Origin of the sequence: Nesterenkonia populi (assembly GCF_007994735.1) — a bacterium.
Lineage (GTDB): Bacteria > Actinomycetota > Actinomycetes > Actinomycetales > Micrococcaceae > Nesterenkonia > Nesterenkonia populi.
Genome location: NZ_VOIL01000001.1, coordinates 1,211,309 through 1,231,349 on the forward strand (window position 1 = coordinate 1,211,309; position 20,041 = coordinate 1,231,349).

Genomic DNA, 20,041 nt, shown 5'->3' on the forward strand with positions numbered 1-20,041 from the left:
CTTTGGGGTGGAGACGGCGGGAATCGAACCCGCGTCCGATCTGGATTTGCATGGGCTTCTACGTGTGTAGTCAGCTCATCGCATCTCGACCTCAGGCGTCACACTGACGAGCGCCTGAGCAGGTCCAGCCGCATGAATTGTCGGAATCGGACCCTGCGGCCAGGTCCTCATCCCAGTGGCTATCTAGCTGATGCCAGACACTGAGTCGACAGCAAACTCAGGCTGACAGACTCGCGGTCGCTGCTATCAGGCAGCGAGGGCGAAGTCAGTGCGCTTAGATTCGGCACTTATTGGGGTGCACAAGCGGTTTTAACGTGGTCACCTGGCATCCACGACACGCTTCCCCATGCTCAACTCAGATCGTCGAAACCGATCGTCCCCTTATGGAGTTATCAAACTCAGTCCCCGCATCTGCGGGGTCCATCACCATAGAACAACCACCTGCCGTGCCGCAACATTCCCGGCCCCGGCAACGCTGGCTATGCGGTGAGCAGCAAACCGGCGGCTGCTGCTGCGAACCCTGCTCCTGCGTGGGCCAGCCAGAGGCCGGCGGCGGCCCAGCGGCTCCCGTCCAACCAGAGCTGGGCTGAGCGCAGCGACACCGTCGCGAACGTGGTCAGAGCACCCAGCAGGCCCGCGGCGAGGATCGTCGTCGTCGGCTGCCCAGGTCCTGCCGCTGAGACCAGCAGTCCGTACAGCAGCCCCAGCCCGAAGCAGCCCAGCACGTTGGCTGCCAGCAGACCGCCGGGCAGAAACCGGTCCAGCAGGTAGCGTGACACCGCGCCGACAGCTCCGCCGGCAGCCACCCCGAGCACGACGACGCCGCTCATCCCTTCACCTCCGGCAGGGAGCCGGTGTCCAGCGCCTCCGGCCAGGCGGGGTCACTCGCAGCAGCCTCTGGCTGATCCTCGCAGTCCATCGCCGTACAGCCGAAGACGGCCCCGCCCAAAGTGATGCCGAAGCCAGCCGCGGCGGTGCCGAACAGGATCGAAATCAGAAGATAGGCGAGCATCTCCGGGGCGCCCGGGGGAGAGATCTGTCCAGCTCCCAGGGACGGGTCGCCCAGCAGCGACGGCGCCGCCGCCAGCATCACCGCGGACAGTGTGGTGAAGGAGCCCAGCAGGCCCGTGCCCAGCACCGGCATCACCCAGTCAGCGGCCCGGCGCGCACGCACCGTGCCCACCAGTATTCCGAGCAGGCCCGAGCCAGCAATGTTGATCGCGAAAGTAGTCCAGGGGAAGCGCATGCTCTCCTCGTCGAGGATCTGCCCGGCCGCCAGCCGCAGCAGGGCGCCCGCCGCCCCCGCCGCAGCCACGGCAGCAACCAGTCCCGCCCCGCGCATCATGAGGCGGTGCTCACCCGCACCGCATGCGCCACATCGTGGGGGACCGCGAAATCCTCACGCCCAGCGCCGGCAAGCACGACGTCGCCGTCGCGAGCCTCCAGCACCCGCACGGAGGAGCCGATGGTGACCTGCTGCTCGGCGAGGACCCGCAGCGCCTCCGGGACCGCATCGTCGACCTGCTCCACCACCGCCTCCGCAGGGCCGGGGAGCTGGCAGAGCCGGGTGGTCTCCGGGTAGTGCATGGTCAGGTCCTTGGCAGGGATCGGGTCGCCGTGCGGGTCTGAGGCGGGGCGCCCCAGCCGCCTGTCCAACCGGTCCACAAAGACCTCAGAGACGGCGTGCTCCAGACGCTCAGCCTCATCGTGCACCTCGTCCCAGCCGTAGCCGAGCTCGTTGACCAGCCACGTCTCGATCAGCCGGTGCCGGCGGACCATCGCCAGCGCCAGCCGGCGCCCTTCAGGGGTGAGACGAATGGGTGCGTAGGGCTGATGGTCCACCAGGCCCAGCTCCGCCATCTTCTTGATCATCAGGGTCACCGACGGGTTCGAGACCCCGAGCTTCTTCGCAAGCGCGCTCGCGGTGACATCCGCGCCCTCCCACTCGGCGATCCCATAGATAGTCTTCGCGTAGTCCTCCACACTGGTGGTGGCGGCGGGGGCGTGCGTGGACTGGCCCTGGGCGGAGGTGCGCGGCATGTGTGGGATTCTACTCGGAGCCCTGAGCCTGCGGCGGGTGCCCCAGGCGTGCAGGCCGGCGGCTCAGCAGCCGGCCGAGAGGCGAACGTCCTCTGCTGACCGCCAGGGCCAGCACGAACTGAGCACTGGCGGCCAGCACGATGGACCCCCCAGTGGAGACATCGAGCCAGTAGCTGACGTAGACGCCAATCACCGCGGCGATCGCGCCCACCGCGGTGGAGATCATCAGCATGCTGGTGAAGCGCTTGGCCACCAGGAAGCCGGTGGCTCCCGGAATCACCAGGACCGCGACCACCAGGATCACGCCCAGGGTCTGCAGTGCGGTGACCGTCGTGAGCGCCAGCAGCACCAGCAGGGTCCCGGTCAGCACGCTCACCGGCAGGCCGATGGTGCGGGCGTAGGTGGGGTCGAAGGCCACCAGGGTGAAGTCCCGGCGCTTGACCAGCAGCACCAGCGCAGACAGTGCGCCCAATGCCGCCACCTGGTAAAGGTCTGCGCGGGAGGTGCCCAGCACGTTGCCGAACAGGATGTGCTGCAGGTGGGTCGACGTCGTCACCGTCGAGATCAGCACCAGCCCCGTGGCGAACAGGGAGGTGAAGACGACTCCGATGGTGGTGTCCCGCTTCAGCCGGGTGGTGCGCCCCAGCCCGCCGATCAGCGCCACCGCCAGCAGCCCGAACACGAACGCCCCCACGCCCAGAGGGATGCCGAGGATGAACGCGACCACCACCCCGGGCAGGAGCGAGTTCGCCACCGCCTCGCCCATCAGTGACCAGCCCATCAGCACCAGCCAGGCCGAGAGCATCCCGCACACCGCGCAGGCGATGATCGCGACCATCAGCGCGTTCTGCATGAACGGGTACTGCAATGGTGTGAGCACAGCATCGATCATTCGGCTGCCTCCTCAGCGTCGTCGCCGTTCTCCGTGCTGCCGCCCAGCGCGGCGCCGAAGGCCCGGGCCAGGTTCGCCTCGGTGAGCACCTGCGCGGGAGTTCCGGAGGCAAGCAGGCGACGGTGCAGCAGCAGCACCTCATCTGCGAGCTGGTGGACGCCCTCCAAGTGATGGGTGGAGATCAGCACCGCGGATCCGGAGTCGCGCAGGCCGTGCAGCACCGCGGTGATCAGCTCTTCGGAGCTGCGATCCACCCCCGCGAAGGGCTCGTCCAGCAGCATCAGCGGAGCCGCCTGCGCCAACGCCCGGGCGACGAAAGCGCGCTTGCGCTGCCCCCCGGAGAGCTGTCCCACGCCGCGCTGCCGAAAGTCAGTCAGCTGCACGTCCTCCAGGGCGCGGGCCACAGCTTCGCGGTCCTCCGCCGAGGGCCGCCTGGTCACGCCCTGCCTGCTGTAGCGCCCCTGCATCACGACCTCCTCCACGGTGATCGGAAAGGTGGTGTCGATGGCTTCCTGCTGCGGCACGTAGCTGACCCGGTTGTGCTTCCGGGCCGACGTCGGGCGCTCGCCGAAGAGGAGCACCTCGCCGTCGCTCGGCGTCACCAGCCCCAGCAGGCTTCCGAAGAGGGTCGACTTCCCGGAGCCGTTCGCGCCCAGCAGTGCGGTGATCCGCCCTGGCAGGAGCTCGAAGGAGACCTCCTCCAGCGCGGTGACGCCCGGGTACCCGGCCGTCAGCGAATCCACGGCGGCGGGCATCGGCTCCGCGGCAGGGGGGTGCGTCATTCAGCGGCCTCCAGAAGGGTGTCGATGTTGTGCTCCAGCAGGTCTGCGTAGGAAGGAACCGGGCCGTCCTGCTCGGAGAGGGAGTCGACGTAGAGGGTATCGCCGAGCTGCGCGCCGGTGACCTCCGCGACCTGCTGCTGCGGGCCCTCGTTGACCGTGGACTCGCAGAAGATCGTCTCGACCTCATGCTCCTCGACGAATTCGATCTGCGCCTCCACCTGATGCGGGGAGCCCTCATCCTCTGCGTTGAGCGGCCAGAGGTAGTGCTCAGTGAGGCCCAGGTCCGCGGCCAGGTAGCTGAAGGCGCCCTCGCACGAGACCACGTACACCTCGCCGTCCACGGCGGCGGCCCGCTCCTGCCCCTCCGCGGAGAGCTGCTCAAGCTGCTCGCGCAGCGCGTCCGCGTTCTCGGCGAACAGCTCCGCGTCCTCCGGGGAGAGCTCCGCCAGCCCCGCCTCGATGTTGTCCACGTAGGTCAGCGCCTTCTCCGGGGAGAGCCAGGCGTGCGGATCGGTGGGCATCTCCGCGGCGTCGCCCTGGTCATCCGGGTGGCCGGGGACCCGGGTGATGGGGCGGGCCTCTACGCCCTCAGAGGCGGTGACCACGGCTGCGTCGCCCTGGGCGATGAACTGCTCGAACCATTCCTCCAGCCCGAGTCCGTTCTCGATGACCAGCTCCGCGTCGGTGGCGGCGGCGACATCCGCCGGGGTGGGGTCGTACTCGTGGACCTCCGCGCCCACCGGCGCGATGGTGTCGACCTGCACCGCATCTCCGCCGACCTGGGCGGTGAGGTCCTGAAGCACGCTGAAGGTGGTGAGCACCAGCGGGATGTCGGAATCGGCGGCGTCATCGTCGGCATCGGCGCAGGCGGTGAGCGTCAGGGCAGGCGCGATCAGAGCGGCAGAGGCAGCCCGCATTGACCAGGGAGTATTAGGCATGCCGAAAACTTTAGTTTAGGTGCCCCTAAAAGTCGAGCGCTCAGGCGATGGGACTCGCGGCGTCCGAGGCCAAGGCTGAGAGCGCGGCATCGTGGAGCAGGCCGTTGGTGGCCAGGGCGTTCGCGCCGCTGCAGCCCGGCTCGCCGTCCAGGGAGGTGAAGCGTCCCCCGGCTTCGGTGACGATCGGCACCAGGGCAGCCATGTCGTAGAGCTCCAGCTCGGGCTCAGCGGCGATGTCCACCGCCCCCTCAGCCACGAGGCAGTAGGACCAGAAGTCCCCATAGGCGCGGGTCCGCCACACCGTCTCGGTGAACTCCAGGAAGTTCCGCGAACGGCCCAGATCGCGCCACCCGTCCAAGGACGAGTAGGAGAACGAGGCGTCCTGGACGTCGGAGACTTTGGAGACGCTGAGCCGCTTGGCCTGGGTCAGCGACTTGCCGGTGTAGGCGCCCCCGTCCTTGGCAGCCCACCAGCGGCGGCCCAGGGCCGGGGCGGAGACGACGCCGACGACCGGCTCGCCGTGCTCCACCAGAGCGATCAGGGTCGCCCAGACGGGCACCCCGCGGATGAAGTTCTTGGTGCCGTCGATCGGGTCGAGGATCCAGCGCCGGGGCCCGGAGCCGGATTCGCCGTACTCCTCCCCATAGATCGCGTCACGCCCGCGCACCCGGCTGAGCTGCCCGCGGATCAGCTCCTCAGCCTGCCGGTCGGCCACCGTGACAGGGGTGAGGTCCGGCTTGGTCTCCACCTCGAAGTCCAAGGATTTGAAGTAAGACATGTTCTGGGAGTCCACGGAATCGGCGATCAGGTGCGCCAGGTGCAGATCCTCGGTGTACGGGCTGGAGGCGATGCTCATGCGTTCAGGCTACGTCCACACACCGTTGAGTGGTCAGATTTGGCGATTCCGGCAGGCGATTCGCGGCGCAGAGCGCACCAACGGCCGCCGAAAGGAGAGAAAAGGGCAGGCGGTCAGGCGCCCAGGCGCTTCTCGTCCGGCCCGTCCTCGGCGCCGGCCAGCGAGGCGAGCAGACTGCGGAGGCTGTCGAGGCGGGCGAGACCGTGCTCTCCGGCATGCCCGGCCTCGACGTAGGCGTCGAGGGCGCAGCCGCCGGAGGGGGATTCGTGGGCGCAGCCGGGCTCGCAGTCGGCCGAGCCCTCCACGAGGTCCTCGAAGGCGGCGAGCACGTCATCCGGGTCCACATGCGCCAGCCCGAAGCTGCGCACCCCCGGAGTGTCGATGACCAGGCCCGCGGGCTCCATGGTCAGGGCCACGGCCGAGGAGGACGTGTGCCGTCCGCGGCCGGTCACCGCGTTCACTCCGCCGGTGGCGCGGTCAGCCCCCGTCAGCTCGTTGACCATCGTGGACTTGCCCACCCCGGAGTGGCCGATCAGTGCGGTCAGGTGTCCGGTGAGCAGGTCCCGCAGGCGTGCGACGGCGGCAGGCTCCAGCCCCGCGGCGCCGTCCTCGCCCCCGGCCCTTGCGGAGATGACGATCTCAAGATTCAGCTCGGCGTAGTGGCTCACCAGCCGGGCGGGATCCTCTGCGTCCTCGGCCAGATCCGCCTTGGTGATGAGCAGGATCGGCCTGATCTCCGCGTCGAAGGCCGCCACCAGTGCCCGGTCGATGAACCCCGTGCGCGGCTGCGGGTTCGCGGCGGCCACCACGATCAGCAGCTGGTCGGCGTTGGCGACGATGACCCGCTCAGCGTCGTCGGTGTCGTCGGCGGAACGGAGCAGCAGCGAGGACCGCTCCTCGATCCGCACCAGGCGTGCCAGGGTCCCCTCGTCGCCGGAGGTGTCGCCCACCAGCCCGACGACGTCTCCGGCCACCACCGGCGTGCGACCATCGGGCGAGCGGCGCATCGCCTTGGCCCGCATCGCCGTGACCGGACGGCCGTCGTCGAGCATGGAGACGGTGTACCGGCCGCGGTCCACCTGGACCACTCGGCCCGGCTCCGCGTCCTTATGGTCGGGGGCGTCCTTGGTGCGAGGCCGCGACCCCTTCTTGTTGGGTCGGACCCGCGCCCGCGACTCGTCCCAGCTGTCCCATTTGCCCATACTCAGGAGATCAGCGCGGTCCAGCGGTCGGGGAAGTCAGGCATTGTCTTGGAGGTCGCGGCGATGTCGTCGACCTGCACGCCGTCCACCACCAGGCCGAGCACCGCTCCGAAGGTCGCCATCCGGTGGTCTGCGTAGGCGTGCACCAGGCCCCCATGCCGCACCGGGGAGGTGACCCGGAACCCGTCGGCCGTCTCCTGGGCCGCGCCGCCCAGCCGACGGATCTCAGCGACCAGAGCGGCGATCCGGTCCGTCTCATGGCCGCGAAGGTGCTGGACGGAGGTGAACTTCGTCTCGCCCTCCGCGGCGGCTGCCAGCGCCGCCACCGTGGGAGTCAGCTCCGCGGTGCCGTCGACGACGCCGGGGGAGACCAGCGTCTCAGGGCCGCGGACGGTCAGCGTGCCGGTTGTCTCCGAGGTGGGGGTCAGTTCGGCACGGCAGCCGAAGTCTCGCAGCAGCTGCGGCCAGCGGCGACCGATCTGGGTGGACTCCAGCGGCCAGCCCGGCATCGAGACCTCGCCGCCGGACACCGCCGCCGCGCAGAGGAACGGGCCAGCGTTCGAGAGGTCCGGCTCCATCCGGGCGGTGAACGGCGGGATCGCCCCCGGCTCCACCCGCCAGGCGTATGGGGAGGGAGAGGATACGACGACCCCCAGCTCCTCGAGAGCCTTCAGCGTCATCTCCACGTGCTCCAGGGAGGGAACCTGGGTGCCGGAATGGTGCAGAGTCAGGCCCTCGCGGAAGCGAGGGGCCGCCAGCAGCAGGCCGGAGACGAACTGGCTGGAGGAAGAGGCGTCAATCGTCACCTCCCCTCCGGTGATCTCACCAGCGGGGGAGCGCACGGTGAACGGCAGGAACCCCGGCTCACCGTGCTCCTCGATCTCCGCGCCGAGGGCGCGCAGGCCGTCGAGCACTGCGCCCATCGGGCGGACGAGAGCCTCCGGATCCCCGTCGAACCGCACTGATCGGCCCGTCAGCGCCGCTGCGGCCGGAACGAAACGCATCACCGTGCCCGCCAGGCCGCAGTGCACCTCAAGCGGAGCCCCGGCGTCGTCTGCCCCCACCATGATGGGAGAGACCTGAACGGCCTCCTCGCCCTCAGCATCCGGTAGCCATTCGACCTCGGCGCCCAGTGCCTGCAGCGCCGAGAGCATCAGCTCCGAATCCCGTGAGCGCAGCGGGTTCACCACAGTGGCCGGTCCAGTGCCCAGGCCGGCGAGCAGCAGAAACCGGTTGGTCAGCGACTTCGACGCCGGGACAGAGACCTGCCCACACACCGGTGCCCCGGTCCGTGGGGCGGACCAGGGCACCGGTGCAGAAACGGGTGAGCTCAAATTCAGGAGACCTTCTTCTTGGTCCTGTTCTTCGCCTTCTCGGCCTCCTTGGCAACCGACTGGGCGGTCTTGGAGGCCTTCTTCTCGGCAGCCTTGAACTGCTTCTTGGCGTCCTTCTCAAGGGACTTCAGCTGCTTGGCGGCGTCGTCGCCCAGATCCTCGGCCCGCTGGATGGTCCTCTCGCCGAAGTTCGCCCCCTTCTTCTTGGCGGTCTTGGCGATGTGCTCAGCACGCCAGGTCAGGGAGGGCTTGCCGGCCAAGTCCGCAGCGGCCAGGCCCAGGCCGCCCAGGATGCCCAGGTTCTTCAGCAGGGACTTCCGCTGCGCGGTGACATCCTCAGGAGTCTCCAGAGGCGCGGTCCGGTACTCGACGCAGGACTCCAGGGTGTGCACACCCGCCAGCACCAGGGCGGACAGCCGCGGCAGCTTGCCGATCGACAGGGCAGCGCCGGCCGTGACCTCCACACCGGCGAGCACGTAATTGGTCAGCTTCGGGTTCTGCGCAACAGCCCCAGTCTGCGGGACCATCGAGGCGATCTCGTCAGCGGTGGGCTGCAGCTGCTCGGCCGCCTCCTCCGCGTTGCGCAGACGGTCGACGCCGTTGGCGATGAAGACCGCGCCCAGCAGAGGGCGGGCAGCTTTGCGGACCAGGGACATCGGGATCCTCCTCGAATTCGGCGGCGACAGTATGTGATCTGTCCGACTCCGCCCCCAATCTACCCATAACCGCACAGGAATGACATGTGAGGCGGTGTCGTTGTCCTCCATATGACAGTGGCCACCTTGGAGAAGCCTGGCGGTGTGCCGGGGCCAGTAGACTCGCTGATGATGAGTGAGCCGAACGCCGACGCCGCCGACACCCGGACCGCGCCCGCGGACGCCGAGCCGCCCGCTGAGGCGGAGCTCGACGTATCCGCCGAGACCGCCCTCGCACGCCAGGCCAGGTTCGAGCGTGACGCCATGCAGTACGTGGACCAGCTCTACTCGGCGGCCATGCGGATGACCCGCAACCCCCAGGACGCCGAGGATCTTGTCCAGGAGGCCTACACCAAGGCCTATTCGGCGTTCCACCAGTACAAGCCCGGCACCAACCTGAAGGCCTGGCTGTACCGGATCCTGACCAATACGTACATCAACATCTACCGGAAGAGGCAGCGCCAGCCCCACCAGGCCAACACGGACACTGTCGAGGACTGGCAGATGGCGCAGGCCGCCGAGCACACCAGCTCCGGGCTGCGCTCCGCCGAGGCCGAGGCCCTCGACCATCTTCCGGACAGTGATGTGAAGGAGGCCCTCCAGCAGATCCCCGAGGAGTTCCGTCTGGCGGTCTACTTCTCTGATGTGGAGGGCTTCGCCTACAAAGAGATTGCCCAGATCATGGATATCCCCATCGGCACGGTCATGTCCCGGCTGCACCGCGGGCGCAAGCTGCTGCGGAGCCTGCTGGCCGACTACGCCCGTGAGCGCGGATTCAACCGTGGGGAGGGAAAGTGATGAGTGAGAAGATCAGCCCTGAGCAGGCAGCCCGCGCCGCGGAGGCCATCACCGACTGCCTCAACTGCGACGACGACGAGGCCCAGCAGCGACTCCAGCGCATTTACGAGTACCTCGACGGCGCCCTCTCCTACGATGACATCCGCGAGGTCCGCGCCCACCTGGAGGACTGCCCGCAGTGCGCCTCCAACTACGACCTCGAGTGCGTCATCCGGGACACTGTGCGCCGCTGCTGCACCGAACAGGCCCCAGAGACCCTGAAGGTCACTATCCTGGAGCGCATCAGCACGATCAGGACTGACAGCGGCCACTGAGATACTATGGTGCGGTTGTCTACTGAAGGAGGTCTGCTATGAGCAAGCGCGGACGTAAGCGCCGGGACCGCCGCAAGAAGAACGCCAACAACGGCAAGCGGCCGAACACCTGAGCGATAAGCCAAAGAGAGAGCCCCGCAGGAATCATTCCTGCGGGGCTCTTCTCATGCCGAGGTGCGGCGTCTCCTGGCCGGCTCAGGACTGACGAGTGCCGGATGCGGATCCATGCACCTCCAAAACCCCTCATTCGAGGCGCCGTGGGGAAATCGCGAAATCAGCACAAAATTTCCAATTTGGTACCTTAATTCGTATATATAAGTCGTTAACAAGACTGAAATCGTCTTATTGTATCTTGACAGACACGAGATGCTCACGCACAGTATCCGCATCGGGTCTTTTGTGACCCATGTCGCAATCATGTGACTGAAGTCATCGTGAACCTTGGAAGGGCGGAGGAGAAGAATGGGCGATCATTCCCCGGCGCAGCGCGAGACGGAGGCCGGGCAGACCGCACCAGCTGCCCTCGGCTCCACTCCTTCGTTGGACGAGAAGTCAAAGCGGATCATCGAGCAGCTGCAGCAGGATGGGCGCCGGTCCTATTCGGCCATCGCACGGGCGGTCGGTCTTTCCGAGGCTGCGGTCCGGCAGCGTATGTCGCGCCTGCTCCAGGACCAGGTGGTCCAAATTGTCGCGGTCACGAATCCTTTGCAAGTGGGTTTTCCCCGCCAAGCCATGGTGCATGTCAGGACCGGCAGCGACCTCGTCGGAACAGCAGACCGGCTGGCGGAGATTCCTGAGGTGGACTACTGCGTGGTCACCTCTGGCTGGTGGGACGTCATCGTCGAACTGGTCTGCGAGGACGATGACCATCTGCTGAAGGTGCTGACCAAGATCCGGCAGACCGAAGGCGTCCGAGAAACCGAGACGCTGACCTATCTGTCTCTGAGGAAACAGGAATACGACTGGGGGACGCGATGAACCCCGCTCTCACACACGTTCCAGCTGCGCCCGTCATTGTCCGGGGCGACGCTCGCATGATCTGCCACCAGGCCAGGCGAAGCGGCTGGGCTGCCGGGCACAGAGCAGAGGAGATTCCAAGATGACGCATATGCCATTTCGCACTACGAACCCCGCCACAGGCGAACTTATGAACGAGTACCCGGTCGCCACCGATGCCGAGACAGAGGACGTTCTGCAGCGCTCCCAGCAGGCATTCGCCGAATGGAGCGCACGGTCAGTGGGGGAGCGTGCGGGAATAGTTCAGCGCGTCTCCGAGCTCTTCACCGTCAAGGCAGCAGAGCTCGCCGAGATCGCCACTCGTGAAATGGGCAAGCCGATCGGCGAGATGCGTGAAGAAGCTGATTTCTGCGGCGATATTTTTGGGTACTACGCCTCTGCAGGACCAGAGCAGCTGGCTGATCAGATACTTTCCGAGGACGACGAAGCCCTCTCCACGCTCCAGCGACGCCCCATAGGCCCGCTCCTGGGAATCATGCCGTGGAACTACCCCTACTATCAGGTGGCCCGTTTTGCCGCCCCCAACTTGGTGGCCGGCAACACGGTCCTTCTCAAGCACGCCGAGATCTGCCCGGAGGCAGCACTGGCGATCCAATCGTTGATGGACGAAGCCGGCGTTCCGCCTGGGGTCTTCCAGACCATCTTCGCCACCCACGAGCACGTGTCGACCATGATCGCCAGCCCCTTCATCCAGGGCGTCTCACTGACCGGCTCCGAACGGGCCGGCGGAATCATCGCCGAGCAGGCCGGGCGCCACCTGAAGAAAGTCGTGCTCGAACTCGGCGGCTCGGATCCCTACGTGGTCCTATCCGCATCCGATGTCGCCGCCCAGGCGAAGCAGGCTCTGGATATCCGTCTGGAGAACACGGGCCAGGCCTGCAACTCCAATAAGCGGATGGTCGTCATGGACGACATTTTTGACGAGTTCGTCGCAGAACTCGTCAAGCAGGCTGAGGCCCTGACACCCGGCGACCCGGCAGAAGGGAAAGACGGCACCTATGGGCCGCTCTCATCGGAGGCTGCTGCCCAAAAGATCGTCTCCCAGATTGAGGACGCAGTCGCCGCGGGCGCCACGCTGCACACCGGCGGTGTCCGCCTGGATACCTCAGGGTTCTATGTCTCACCTGCTGTGCTGACTGGGGTCACACAGGACGCCCGTGCATACCGAGAGGAGCTCTTCGGCCCGGCCGCGGTGGTCTACCGAGTCTCGTCCGAGGAAGAAGCGCTGCAGGTGGCCAACGACACTGTCTATGGCCTCGGTGCCGCGGTGTACGCCACCGAACCAGGCCGTGCAGCACAGTTTGCGGAGAAGCTCCAAGCGGGAATGGTAGGTGCGAATGCACAGCCCCCAGAAGCCGCTGACATGCCTTTCGGCGGCATCAAACGTTCCGGGTACGGCCGTGAACTCGGGCCGCTCGGCATTGACGAGTTCACCAACAAACGGCTGATGCACCTCTCCAAGCCCTGAAGCCGCATCGGCCGTGTGCATCAACACCGAGGTCTACATAGGCCCCGTCTCAGACCTCACCGGCCTGGACCTGTCGATACCGGCCGGATTGGTCGTCGCCTCAGGAACCTATGTCCTTCTCTCTCGCCCTGCGCCGGTCCGTCAGCCGCGATGACCGTTCGCTCAGGCATTCGCCCATACTCATCATCACGAACTCCCGCAGGAGATGCCGTCTCGATGTCCACAACGATCTACCACCATGCCAAAGTCTTCACTGCTGACCCTGAGAGACGTACCGCTGAGGCATTCGCAGTGACCGACGGCGTCTTCGGTGCTGTCGGACCGTACGAAGAAGTCCGGTCCCACGCTGGAGCGGAAGCCATCGAGGTCGATCTCGGCGGACGATTCGTATCACCGGGGTTCATCGACTCCCACACTCATCTGACCACCTTTGGTGAGGCGCTGGGCAAGGTCCAATTGCGTGACTGCGGTGACCTGGACGAGATTCTGCGGCGGTTGGCGGACGCCCGCCGGAAGAACCCAGATGCTCCCCGAATCCTCGGCGCAGGCTGGCTCTTCGATGCTGTAGGTGAGCAGCATCCTACGGCTTCCATGATTGATGCGGTTCTGCCTGACGTTCCGGTCTACCTCGACGCAAACGACCTGCATTCCGTATGGGTGAATTCTGCTGCGCTCGCCGAGATGGGCATCGACGAGCATTCTCCGGACCCGCTCGGAGGAAAGATCGCTCGTGATGCCAAGGGCCAGGCCACAGGCATGCTCTACGAGACGGCGGGAAGACAGTACGCACGCACTTTTCTGGAGAATTCCGCTGCCCCGGAAGATCATGTTCGTTTTCTGGAGCGAGCTTTTCAGGCGTACCTTGAGTCCGGTGTCACCGGTGCCACGGACATGGCGCTGACTGAGGCCGATGTGACAGCTGTTCAGACGCTCATCGCCCGCGATGGACGCCTGCCTTTCCCCATCACTGGGCATATGCTGCTTGAACCCACAAACAGCGTCCAGGACGACCTGGCCGGGATTGACAGCATCGTCGACCTTCGTCAACGCACCGCCGCCGGATCGGGCTCCAGATGGTTTCGCATCGCCGGGGTCAAGTTCATCATGGATGGGGTGATCGACGCCTGCACGGCGACGATGCGAGCCCCCTATGCCAACGGTACGAACTGCGCTCCGATCTGGAGCGCCGACCGGATCCGACCCGTCGCCGAATCCGCCGACGCAGCAGGTTTGCAGATCGCCATGCATGCCATCGGCGATCGCACCAGTGAAATCGCTCTGGAGATACTTGAGCACTGTCTCCGCGTGAACGCCCCACGGCCTCGGCGCCACCGGATAGAACACCTCGAATCAGTCACCGACGAAACCATCAGCCGCATTGCCGCGGTCGGTGCGACGGCCTCGATGCAGCCGGTTCACTGCGATCCCGCGATCTTGGACAACTGGGTATCGGTGCTCGGCGACGAACGTCAGGAGCAGGGTTTTCCCTGGAGGAGGATCCGGGAAGCCGGGATACCCATCACCCTGGGCAGCGATGCGCCGACGGCTCCTCACGAGCCGCTTCCGAATCTCTATATCGCCCTGACGGGAGGTTCCTCCCTCGTCCCGTCTCTGCCCCCATACCACCCGGAACGTGCTTTCAGCCCCGCCGAAGCTCTGGCAGCGCTGACCTCAGGCGGAGCTTATGCCGGCGAGATGGAGGGCACCAGCGGTGCCATCCGGAGTGGAATGCACGCCAACTTCATCGTGCTTGACATCGACCCCCTCACAGCCGAACCGCAGGAACTGCTGGAGACGCAGGTGCGGAGCACCTATGTGCTCGGCGAGGAGCTCCATAGCGGCGGCGTGCGTGGAGGCGCCTGACGACGTCGTCCTGTCGCTTCGAATGCTGCCGCGATCTCCAGCAGCCGCACATCGTCGTAGGCCCTTCCTGCAAGGGTAAGGCCTACGGGCATCCCCGTGTCCGGCATAGTGCCCATAGGTACTGTCACCGTGGGAACTCCCAGATGGCGCCACACCAGGTTTCCGTTGGCCACCCAGACGCCGTTCTGCCACGCGATATCCGCAGATTCCACGTTCACATCTGCATCGGCGGGCGCCACGTCAGCCACTGCGGGGAAGGCAACGACATCCAGTTCCAAGCTGTCCAACCAGTCCTCGAAGTCCGTCCTCCGTGTGGCCTCAAGCCCCCGGAGTCCCTCTTCCATGCATGGAATCTCCGTGAAAGAGGTGAACTTCGCGCCCCTCATGACCTCCGGATAGGCGGAGATGTCGGAGAACCCCTCGGCGCGGTCAGGCAGTGTTCCCGTCTCGTGGGGGAATATCAGTGCGCCGTCCACCGCCTCCAGCCGATCCAGCTGAGGATCAGCGTTTGCCCGGAGGAAGTCGTCCCAGGCCCAGGCGCTGAGCTCACGCGCCTCATACTCCAGGAATTCAGCACTCACCAGCCCGCGGGTGAACACGGTCGGGGCGTTCGGGCGGTCACCCTCATAATTGGTGACCGCCGGCAGGTCTGTGACCTGCACATGAGCACCATAGGATTCCAGGGACTCGCGTGCCCGCTCCCAGAGTTCCAAAATGCTGGGGCGTGGCCTGATCGGCTGTCCCGTCGAGCCCCCGATGCCCCGATCCTCACCCGAACCTGACTCCGGATCCTCACCGAGATACATCGCTGGTGCCCCGATCCTCAGGCCCCCGAGCCGCCGACGGGTCTCCTCCGCTGTTCCTGCCTCAAGGCGGAGGAACGACTCCGGCCGAACCTCGCTGATGGAGGGCAGCTCAACCCACGGCTGACTGCGCCAAAAATCACCCCGAGCCTCAGGGTCCTCGACCATGATGATTTCGAGCAGCTCAAGCATGTCAATCATGCTGCGCGTGTGAGGCACGACCACGTCCATCGTGGGCACCAGCGGCCAGTTACCTCGGATGGAGAGCAATCCCCAGGAAGGCGTATAGGCGCACAGAGCATTGTTCGAAGCCGGAGCCCTGCCCGAGGACCAGGTCTCCTCTGCCAGCCCAAAGGCGGCGAAACTGGCCGCCGTCGCGGTTCCGGAACCGTTGGAGGAGCCGGAGCCGAAGGCCGAAGTCAGGTAGTCACCGCTGTACGGGCTCTCTGATCGACCATAGACGCCGCGCTGCATGCCTCCGTCAGCCATAGGGGGCATGTTTGTGAGGCCGAGCAGCACCGCGCCGCTCTCCCGCAGGCGCCCGACGGTGAAGGAGTCGCGCTGGGCCACAAGATGCTTGAATGCTGGCGAGCCCGCAGCGACTGTCAGTCCCCTTGCCAGGTAGCTGTCCTTGGCCGTGTACGGTATCCCGTCCAGCGGGCCCAGGGCGGCGCCGCAGGCGCGACGCTCGTCAGACGCACGGGCCTCATCCACAGCATGCGGATTCATCACGATCACCGAATTGAGCATAGGGCCGGACCGATCGTAGGCATCGATGCGGTCCAGGTAGCTGAGCACCAGTTCCTCGCTTGTGGCGGCCCCTGTCTCAAGAGCACGGCGCAGCTGCGGAATCGTCGCCTCGACGACGTTGAAGGGACCGTTCATCCTTCGGCCCCGGAGAGTGCGTCATGAGGATCCCTATAGGGAGGTAGCCCGCTGCTGACGGCTCGCGGCTGCTGCTGCGTAATGCAGTGGATGCCGCCGCCGAAGCTGAAAATATCCCGTGCGTCGACCTGTTCGATGCGGCGCCCCGGATACGCCTCCGCAAGGATCTCTGAGGCGATGTCATCGTGAGGGTCATCGAAGGCGCAGAGGATCACGGCACCGTTGACGATGTAGTGATTGATATAGGACCAGTCGTTGAGCTCGTTGTTCTCATCGCGGATCGACTGCGGAGCTGGAACGTCAATGATTCTCAGCGCTTCGCCCGCGGCATCGAAAGTGCTCTCCAGAACCTCACGGAGCCTGCGGGTCACGATGTAGTCCGGATGCTCGGGGTTGTCCTGCCGGTGCAGCAGCAACGCGCCGGACTCGGTGAAGCTGGCCACGATGTCTACATGGCCTCGAGTGCCGAACTCCTCGTAGTCCCGCGTGAGGCCATAAGGCAGCCAGATCGCATCCCTGGTGCCCAGCTGGAGGTGGATCTCGGACTCCACCTCATCCTTCGCCGTCCCCGGGTTGCGTCCCTCGTCGAGCTGAACAGTCTCGGTCAGCAGCACCGTGCCTGAGGCGTCGATGTGGAAACCACCGCCTTCATTGACCAGCCGGCTCTCCCGACGGGGCAGTGCCAGGTGCTCAGCCATCCGCCGCCCCACCTGGCGGTCTGCGTCCCACGCCGCCCATTCCTGAGCGCCCCAGCCGTTGAAGGTCCAGTCGACACCGTGGACCTGACCCTCGCCGTCGTGCACGAATGTCAGACCCGAGTCCCTGATCCAGGCGTCATCAAGCTCCATGGGCAGCAAGGAAACGGCATCGCCGAGCAGCGCACGCGCCTCATCGAGGTCCTCTGGGGAAACTGCCATAAGCACCGGCTCGTGGGCGGCGACGGTACGGGCCACCACAGCCCAGGAGCGGCGTGCACGGTCCAGCGACTCGCTCCCGGGCGGACCGAACGTGCCGTTGGCCGGTGGGAACGCCATCCATGTGCGCTCGTGCGGTGCCCATTCAGGGGGCATCCGTACGGCGGCTGATGCGGGTGCCCTGCTGTGAGAGAGGTGCTGCTGGTGCTTCATGGCTGTCCTAGTGTCAATCGTGCGCTTCGGGGCCGACTGCCCTCTTGGGGCCGAAGTCAGTGGAGTGCTCAGCCGTGGGTCTCGAGGCTGAGAAGGTCCGTGACCTCCTCGGCGACCCTGCGTCCCTGCCGAAGCGCGCCGTCGACGTGCTGGTATCCCTCGGCGGCCAGATCCGAGCAGGCCCAGTGGATCGGTCCGACTGGGGTGAGCTGGTCGGGGCCATAGCGATGGAGGCCTCCCAGGTCATAGCTGGTGGCGTAGGCTCCGCGTGTCCATTCCTCGGCGGCAAAGTCAGACTCGTAGTAGACGTTCGGGCTCAGGGCCTCGGCACCGACGTAGTGGGAGATCGATTCCAAGATCTGCTGGCGTCGCTGGTCAGGCTCCAGTCTGAGCATGCGATCCGCCGATTCATCCGAGACGAAGGCAACAAGAGTGCCGCGAGGGTCGCCATAGTTGGTGTTGTCGTAAACCTCCTGGCATAGCTCGGCGGCGCCGAAGCCGGTGCCGGAGAGGCCCTTCTCCCGCCAGAAAGGCCTTTCGTAGACCGCATGAACCTTGATCACCAGTCCCATCGACTGGTGCTGATGCATCTGCTGCTGGAGCCAGGGCAGGGCCGGCTCGAACGAGATTCGGGAGTACAGGTTCGGCGGGACTGCCACGATCACCCTCTCGGCGTGAACCGTGAGGCGGTCCGAAATCACAGTGACACCGCGCTCTGGCTCGGTCTGTGGGGCCCAGCGAACGATGCGCACCGGCGTGCTCAGGAGGACCGTGCCTGCGACCAGCTCGTCGGCCATCGCCTCGGAGACGGACTGCATACCGCCCACCACGCGTCGGTCCAGGATGTAGTTCTCATCGACCAGGTTCGCGAAGGAGCCGGCCGAGGCGGCCATCAGCACGGCCTGCAGGGCGGAGAAGGCGTGAGAAGGTTTTGTGAGCATGCCGCCGGCCATGAATATCTGGATGTTCTCGCGCGCGGCAGCGTCGTCGCTCTGCCGGCGGAGCCAAGCCTCGAAGGTGACGGTGTCCAGCTCACGGGCGAGCGGATGCGCCCAAGGCTCCTCGACGCCGATGGCCTTCACCAGCTCGTCCAGCTGAGCAATGATGCGCGTCATCTCGGCCTCAGTATGAGCCCCGGCCGGGAACATCTCCCCGGAGTACCGGCGTGCTGTGCCGTCTGGGGCGATGTAGATGTCCTCCCCTTTACGATGACGGGGATAAGTCTTCTTGCCGAGCTCCTCAAGAAGGCCCAGCAGCTCTTTCTGGTCCGGGGAGACCCACTGCCCGCCGATCTCCAAGAAGGCTCCGTCGACCTCTTTGGACCATGTGCGTCCCCCGACACGATCACGAGCCTCCAGCACGGCGACTGTCCGTCCAGCGGCCTCCAAGGACCGGGCAGCACGAAGGCCGGCGGGCCCCGCGCCTACCACCACGACGTCCCGCTCGAGCGTCTCAGCATCGAAACGGTGCTGCGTGTCTGTCATCGCTCTCCCCTTGAAAATGAATAAAATTCATTAAACACTAGGTAGCATCACCGCGATCACAGTCTGTTGTCAAGCAGGCCAGAATGAGGAAGGAGCTCTCCGTGGCCAGCCCCGCCCGTGGCTCTCGAGGCCGAGGAAGGCCAACCTCCGCCCTCCTCACCCGTGATCGAATCACCGACTCAGCGATCGCCCTGGTCAGCAGGCACGATTACCGGCACCTGACGATGTCCGCCCTCGCAGAGGAGCTGGGGGTCTCCACGTCGGCGCTTTACAACCACGTCTCTTCAAAGCGGGAAGTGCTGATCCTGATTCAAGAACGGCTGAATGCGCAGATCGACTGCACCGGGTTCGGAATCCATCCTTGGGACAGGGCCCTGCGAACCTGGGCGCACTCTTATCGTGACTGCTTCATCCGCCACACCGCGCTGATCCCCACGGTCGCGGTTCTGCCGGTTGCGGACTCCCCTGAGACGCTGAGAATGTATGAGCAGGTGGCCCAAGGACTCCACGAGGCAGGCGTCGGTGACGCCGATGTGGTCGACATTATCGTCGGAGTCGAGGCCCTTGTCTTCGGAGCGGCCTATGACGCCTCGACTCCGACTGACATCTTCGACCCGGGTAACAGGACGGATATCGCTCCGACATTCACGCGGCTCGCCTCCGCTCGCCCCCGGAGCTCTCGGGCCGCTGCGGACCGGGCCTTCGGCACTGCCCTCGACACATTGATCGCGGGACTGCACGTGCGGCTTGGGAGGGAGAAGGATGACGAATAGCTAAGTCCGCCCCTTGGGGAGCGACGAGAGGCTCCGCCATTCCGGGCCTACACCCAAAACATCCACAGACCTTCCCCATGAGGTTTGGCCTGGCCGGCTCAGACGGGCTCTCGGATGCCGAGCCACCGGTACCAGCCGCGGTGCAGCACCAGCCACGCCATGAGCCCGTAGGCGGCCTGTCCGGGTTCGCCCTCGTTTGCGGCCAGGTCCTCGCGCCACTGGCCGTGGCTGACGAGCGGCGTGAAGGCGTCCACATAGGTGTGGGAGCGGCGGGTGGCCACGTCCTGCCAGGCCCGGTTGAGCTCGCTGATCTGCTGGTTCAGCTCATCGTCGAGAGTGGGGACAGGGCCCAGCACCAGGCAGCGGATGCCCTCCTGGGACGCCCGGTCGAGGACGTTCGCCAGGTTCAGGCGGGAGCGGGCTGACGTCGTCGCGGACTGCAGGTCACGGGCGTTCAGGGCGATCAGCAGGTGATTCTCGGTGCCCTGGCCGAACCGTCGGTCGGCTTCCTCCTGCCAGCGCGCCGACAGGGCCTCGGCCCCTTCGCCCGGGACGGCGAGGGCGAAGTGCTGCAGGCTGACGCCGGTCAGCGGGGTCTTTGAGATGACGCGTCCGAACCAGCCGAGGCCCCGCGGGTCCCCGGGGCCGGTCAGCAGCTCATCGCCGACGGCGACCAGACGGATCTGCCGGGTCTCTTGTACATCCTCCATAGGCAGAAACACTACAGTCCTCCCGCCCCGACGGGCACGAGGACTGTGCAGTGAACATTG

General features: G+C 66.0%; 21 protein-coding genes and 1 other RNA gene. 7 read left to right on the top strand and 15 right to left on the bottom strand.

Annotation, left to right across the window (positions count from 1 at the left end):
* Positions 1 to 5: 5 nt before the first annotated feature.
* The 11 genes from ssrA to FWJ47_RS05690 form a co-directional block, all read right to left on the bottom strand.
* Positions 6 to 381: a transfer-messenger RNA gene (ssrA, locus tag FWJ47_RS05640) on the bottom strand.
* A 98-nt stretch (positions 382 to 479) separates the two neighbouring features.
* The gene (locus tag FWJ47_RS05645) at positions 480 to 830 is read right to left on the bottom strand and encodes a CrcB family protein (protein ID WP_147105295.1); all 351 of its coding nucleotides are present in this window, start codon (positions 828 to 830) and stop codon (positions 480 to 482) included.
* A complete protein-coding gene (locus FWJ47_RS05650; RefSeq protein ID WP_147105298.1) occupies positions 827 to 1,345 on the bottom strand; it encodes a fluoride efflux transporter FluC in 519 nt (172 codons plus the stop codon). The genes FWJ47_RS05645 and FWJ47_RS05650 overlap by 4 nt, the downstream gene beginning before the upstream one ends.
* Entirely contained in the window at positions 1,342 to 2,040 is a 699-nt protein-coding gene (locus tag FWJ47_RS05655; RefSeq protein ID WP_147105302.1) for a metal-dependent transcriptional regulator, read from the bottom strand. The genes FWJ47_RS05650 and FWJ47_RS05655 overlap by 4 nt, the downstream gene beginning before the upstream one ends.
* 10 nt (positions 2,041 to 2,050) lie before the next feature.
* The gene (locus FWJ47_RS05660; protein WP_147105305.1) at positions 2,051 to 2,932 is read right to left on the bottom strand and encodes a metal ABC transporter permease; all 882 of its coding nucleotides are present in this window, start codon (positions 2,930 to 2,932) and stop codon (positions 2,051 to 2,053) included.
* Complete coding sequence (locus tag FWJ47_RS05665) at positions 2,929 to 3,714, bottom strand: metal ABC transporter ATP-binding protein (RefSeq protein ID WP_147105309.1); 786 nt, start codon at positions 3,712 to 3,714, stop codon at positions 2,929 to 2,931. Before FWJ47_RS05665 ends, FWJ47_RS05660 begins: the two co-directional genes overlap by 4 nt.
* Positions 3,711 to 4,652, bottom strand: a complete 942-nt coding sequence (locus FWJ47_RS05670; RefSeq protein ID WP_147105312.1) for a metal ABC transporter solute-binding protein, Zn/Mn family — start codon at positions 4,650 to 4,652, stop codon at positions 3,711 to 3,713. The genes FWJ47_RS05665 and FWJ47_RS05670 overlap by 4 nt, the downstream gene beginning before the upstream one ends.
* A gap of 40 nt (positions 4,653 to 4,692) precedes the next feature.
* Complete coding sequence (gene hisN / locus FWJ47_RS05675; RefSeq protein ID WP_147105314.1) at positions 4,693 to 5,508, bottom strand: histidinol-phosphatase; 816 nt, start codon at positions 5,506 to 5,508, stop codon at positions 4,693 to 4,695.
* A gap of 113 nt (positions 5,509 to 5,621) precedes the next feature.
* The gene (gene rsgA / locus FWJ47_RS05680; protein WP_147105317.1) at positions 5,622 to 6,710 is read right to left on the bottom strand and encodes a ribosome small subunit-dependent GTPase A; all 1,089 of its coding nucleotides are present in this window, start codon (positions 6,708 to 6,710) and stop codon (positions 5,622 to 5,624) included.
* 2 nt (positions 6,711 to 6,712) lie between these two features.
* Positions 6,713 to 8,044: a 3-phosphoshikimate 1-carboxyvinyltransferase gene (gene aroA, locus FWJ47_RS05685; RefSeq protein WP_211358971.1), complete on the bottom strand. Its 1,332-nt coding sequence runs from the start codon at positions 8,042 to 8,044 to the stop codon at positions 6,713 to 6,715.
* A gap of 2 nt (positions 8,045 to 8,046) precedes the next feature.
* The gene (locus FWJ47_RS05690) at positions 8,047 to 8,700 is read right to left on the bottom strand and encodes a DoxX family protein (RefSeq protein ID WP_170228498.1); all 654 of its coding nucleotides are present in this window, start codon (positions 8,698 to 8,700) and stop codon (positions 8,047 to 8,049) included.
* Between the two features lie 111 nt (positions 8,701 to 8,811).
* Here FWJ47_RS05690 and FWJ47_RS05695 point away from each other — a divergent pair, with 111 nt between their 5' ends.
* The 6 genes from FWJ47_RS05695 (at position 8,812) to FWJ47_RS05715 (ending at position 14,199) form a co-directional block, all read left to right on the top strand.
* Positions 8,812 to 9,537 carry a sigma-70 family RNA polymerase sigma factor gene (locus FWJ47_RS05695; RefSeq protein WP_425465994.1) on the top strand — a complete coding sequence of 242 codons (726 nt, stop codon included), beginning with the start codon at positions 8,812 to 8,814 and terminating at the stop codon, positions 9,535 to 9,537.
* Entirely contained in the window at positions 9,537 to 9,851 is a 315-nt protein-coding gene (gene rsrA, locus FWJ47_RS05700) for a mycothiol system anti-sigma-R factor (protein WP_147105326.1), read from the top strand. The genes FWJ47_RS05695 and rsrA overlap by 1 nt, the downstream gene beginning before the upstream one ends.
* A 38-nt stretch (positions 9,852 to 9,889) precedes the next feature.
* Complete coding sequence (locus FWJ47_RS12435) at positions 9,890 to 9,964, top strand: 50S ribosomal protein bL37 (RefSeq protein WP_371708771.1); 75 nt, start codon at positions 9,890 to 9,892, stop codon at positions 9,962 to 9,964.
* Positions 9,965 to 10,313: 349 nt separating this feature from the next.
* Positions 10,314 to 10,829, top strand: a complete 516-nt coding sequence (locus tag FWJ47_RS05705) for an Lrp/AsnC family transcriptional regulator (protein WP_147105329.1) — start codon at positions 10,314 to 10,316, stop codon at positions 10,827 to 10,829.
* Between the two features lie 169 nt (positions 10,830 to 10,998).
* Positions 10,999 to 12,336, top strand: a complete 1,338-nt coding sequence (locus FWJ47_RS05710; protein ID WP_246126174.1) for an NAD-dependent succinate-semialdehyde dehydrogenase — start codon at positions 10,999 to 11,001, stop codon at positions 12,334 to 12,336.
* Positions 12,337 to 12,552: 216 nt separating this feature from the next.
* Entirely contained in the window at positions 12,553 to 14,199 is a 1,647-nt protein-coding gene (locus tag FWJ47_RS05715; RefSeq protein ID WP_147105335.1) for an amidohydrolase, read from the top strand.
* Here FWJ47_RS05715 and FWJ47_RS05720 read toward each other — a convergent pair.
* The 3 genes from FWJ47_RS05720 to FWJ47_RS05730 form a co-directional block, all read right to left on the bottom strand.
* Positions 14,148 to 15,887 (bottom strand): amidase, encoded by a 1,740-nt coding sequence (locus tag FWJ47_RS05720; RefSeq protein ID WP_147105338.1) that lies wholly within the window; start codon positions 15,885 to 15,887, stop codon positions 14,148 to 14,150. The two genes, FWJ47_RS05715 and FWJ47_RS05720, sit on opposite strands and share 52 nt — an antisense overlap.
* Positions 15,884 to 17,014 carry an agmatine deiminase family protein gene (locus FWJ47_RS05725; protein WP_147105341.1) on the bottom strand — a complete coding sequence of 377 codons (1,131 nt, stop codon included), beginning with the start codon at positions 17,012 to 17,014 and terminating at the stop codon, positions 15,884 to 15,886. Before FWJ47_RS05725 ends, FWJ47_RS05720 begins: the two co-directional genes overlap by 4 nt.
* Before the next feature lie 68 nt (positions 17,015 to 17,082).
* Positions 17,083 to 18,498: a flavin monoamine oxidase family protein gene (locus FWJ47_RS05730; protein ID WP_147105344.1), complete on the bottom strand. Its 1,416-nt coding sequence runs from the start codon at positions 18,496 to 18,498 to the stop codon at positions 17,083 to 17,085.
* Between the two features lie 101 nt (positions 18,499 to 18,599).
* Here FWJ47_RS05730 and FWJ47_RS05735 point away from each other — a divergent pair, with 101 nt between their 5' ends.
* Positions 18,600 to 19,271 carry a TetR/AcrR family transcriptional regulator gene (locus FWJ47_RS05735; protein WP_246126175.1) on the top strand — a complete coding sequence of 224 codons (672 nt, stop codon included), beginning with the start codon at positions 18,600 to 18,602 and terminating at the stop codon, positions 19,269 to 19,271.
* A gap of 98 nt (positions 19,272 to 19,369) precedes the next feature.
* Here the strand turns inward: FWJ47_RS05735 and FWJ47_RS05740 are convergent, their stop codons facing one another.
* On the bottom strand, positions 19,370 to 19,981 hold the full coding sequence (locus FWJ47_RS05740) for a GDSL-type esterase/lipase family protein (RefSeq protein ID WP_147105350.1): 612 nt from the start codon (positions 19,979 to 19,981) through the stop codon (positions 19,370 to 19,372).
* Between the last annotated feature and the right edge of the window lie 60 nt (positions 19,982 to 20,041).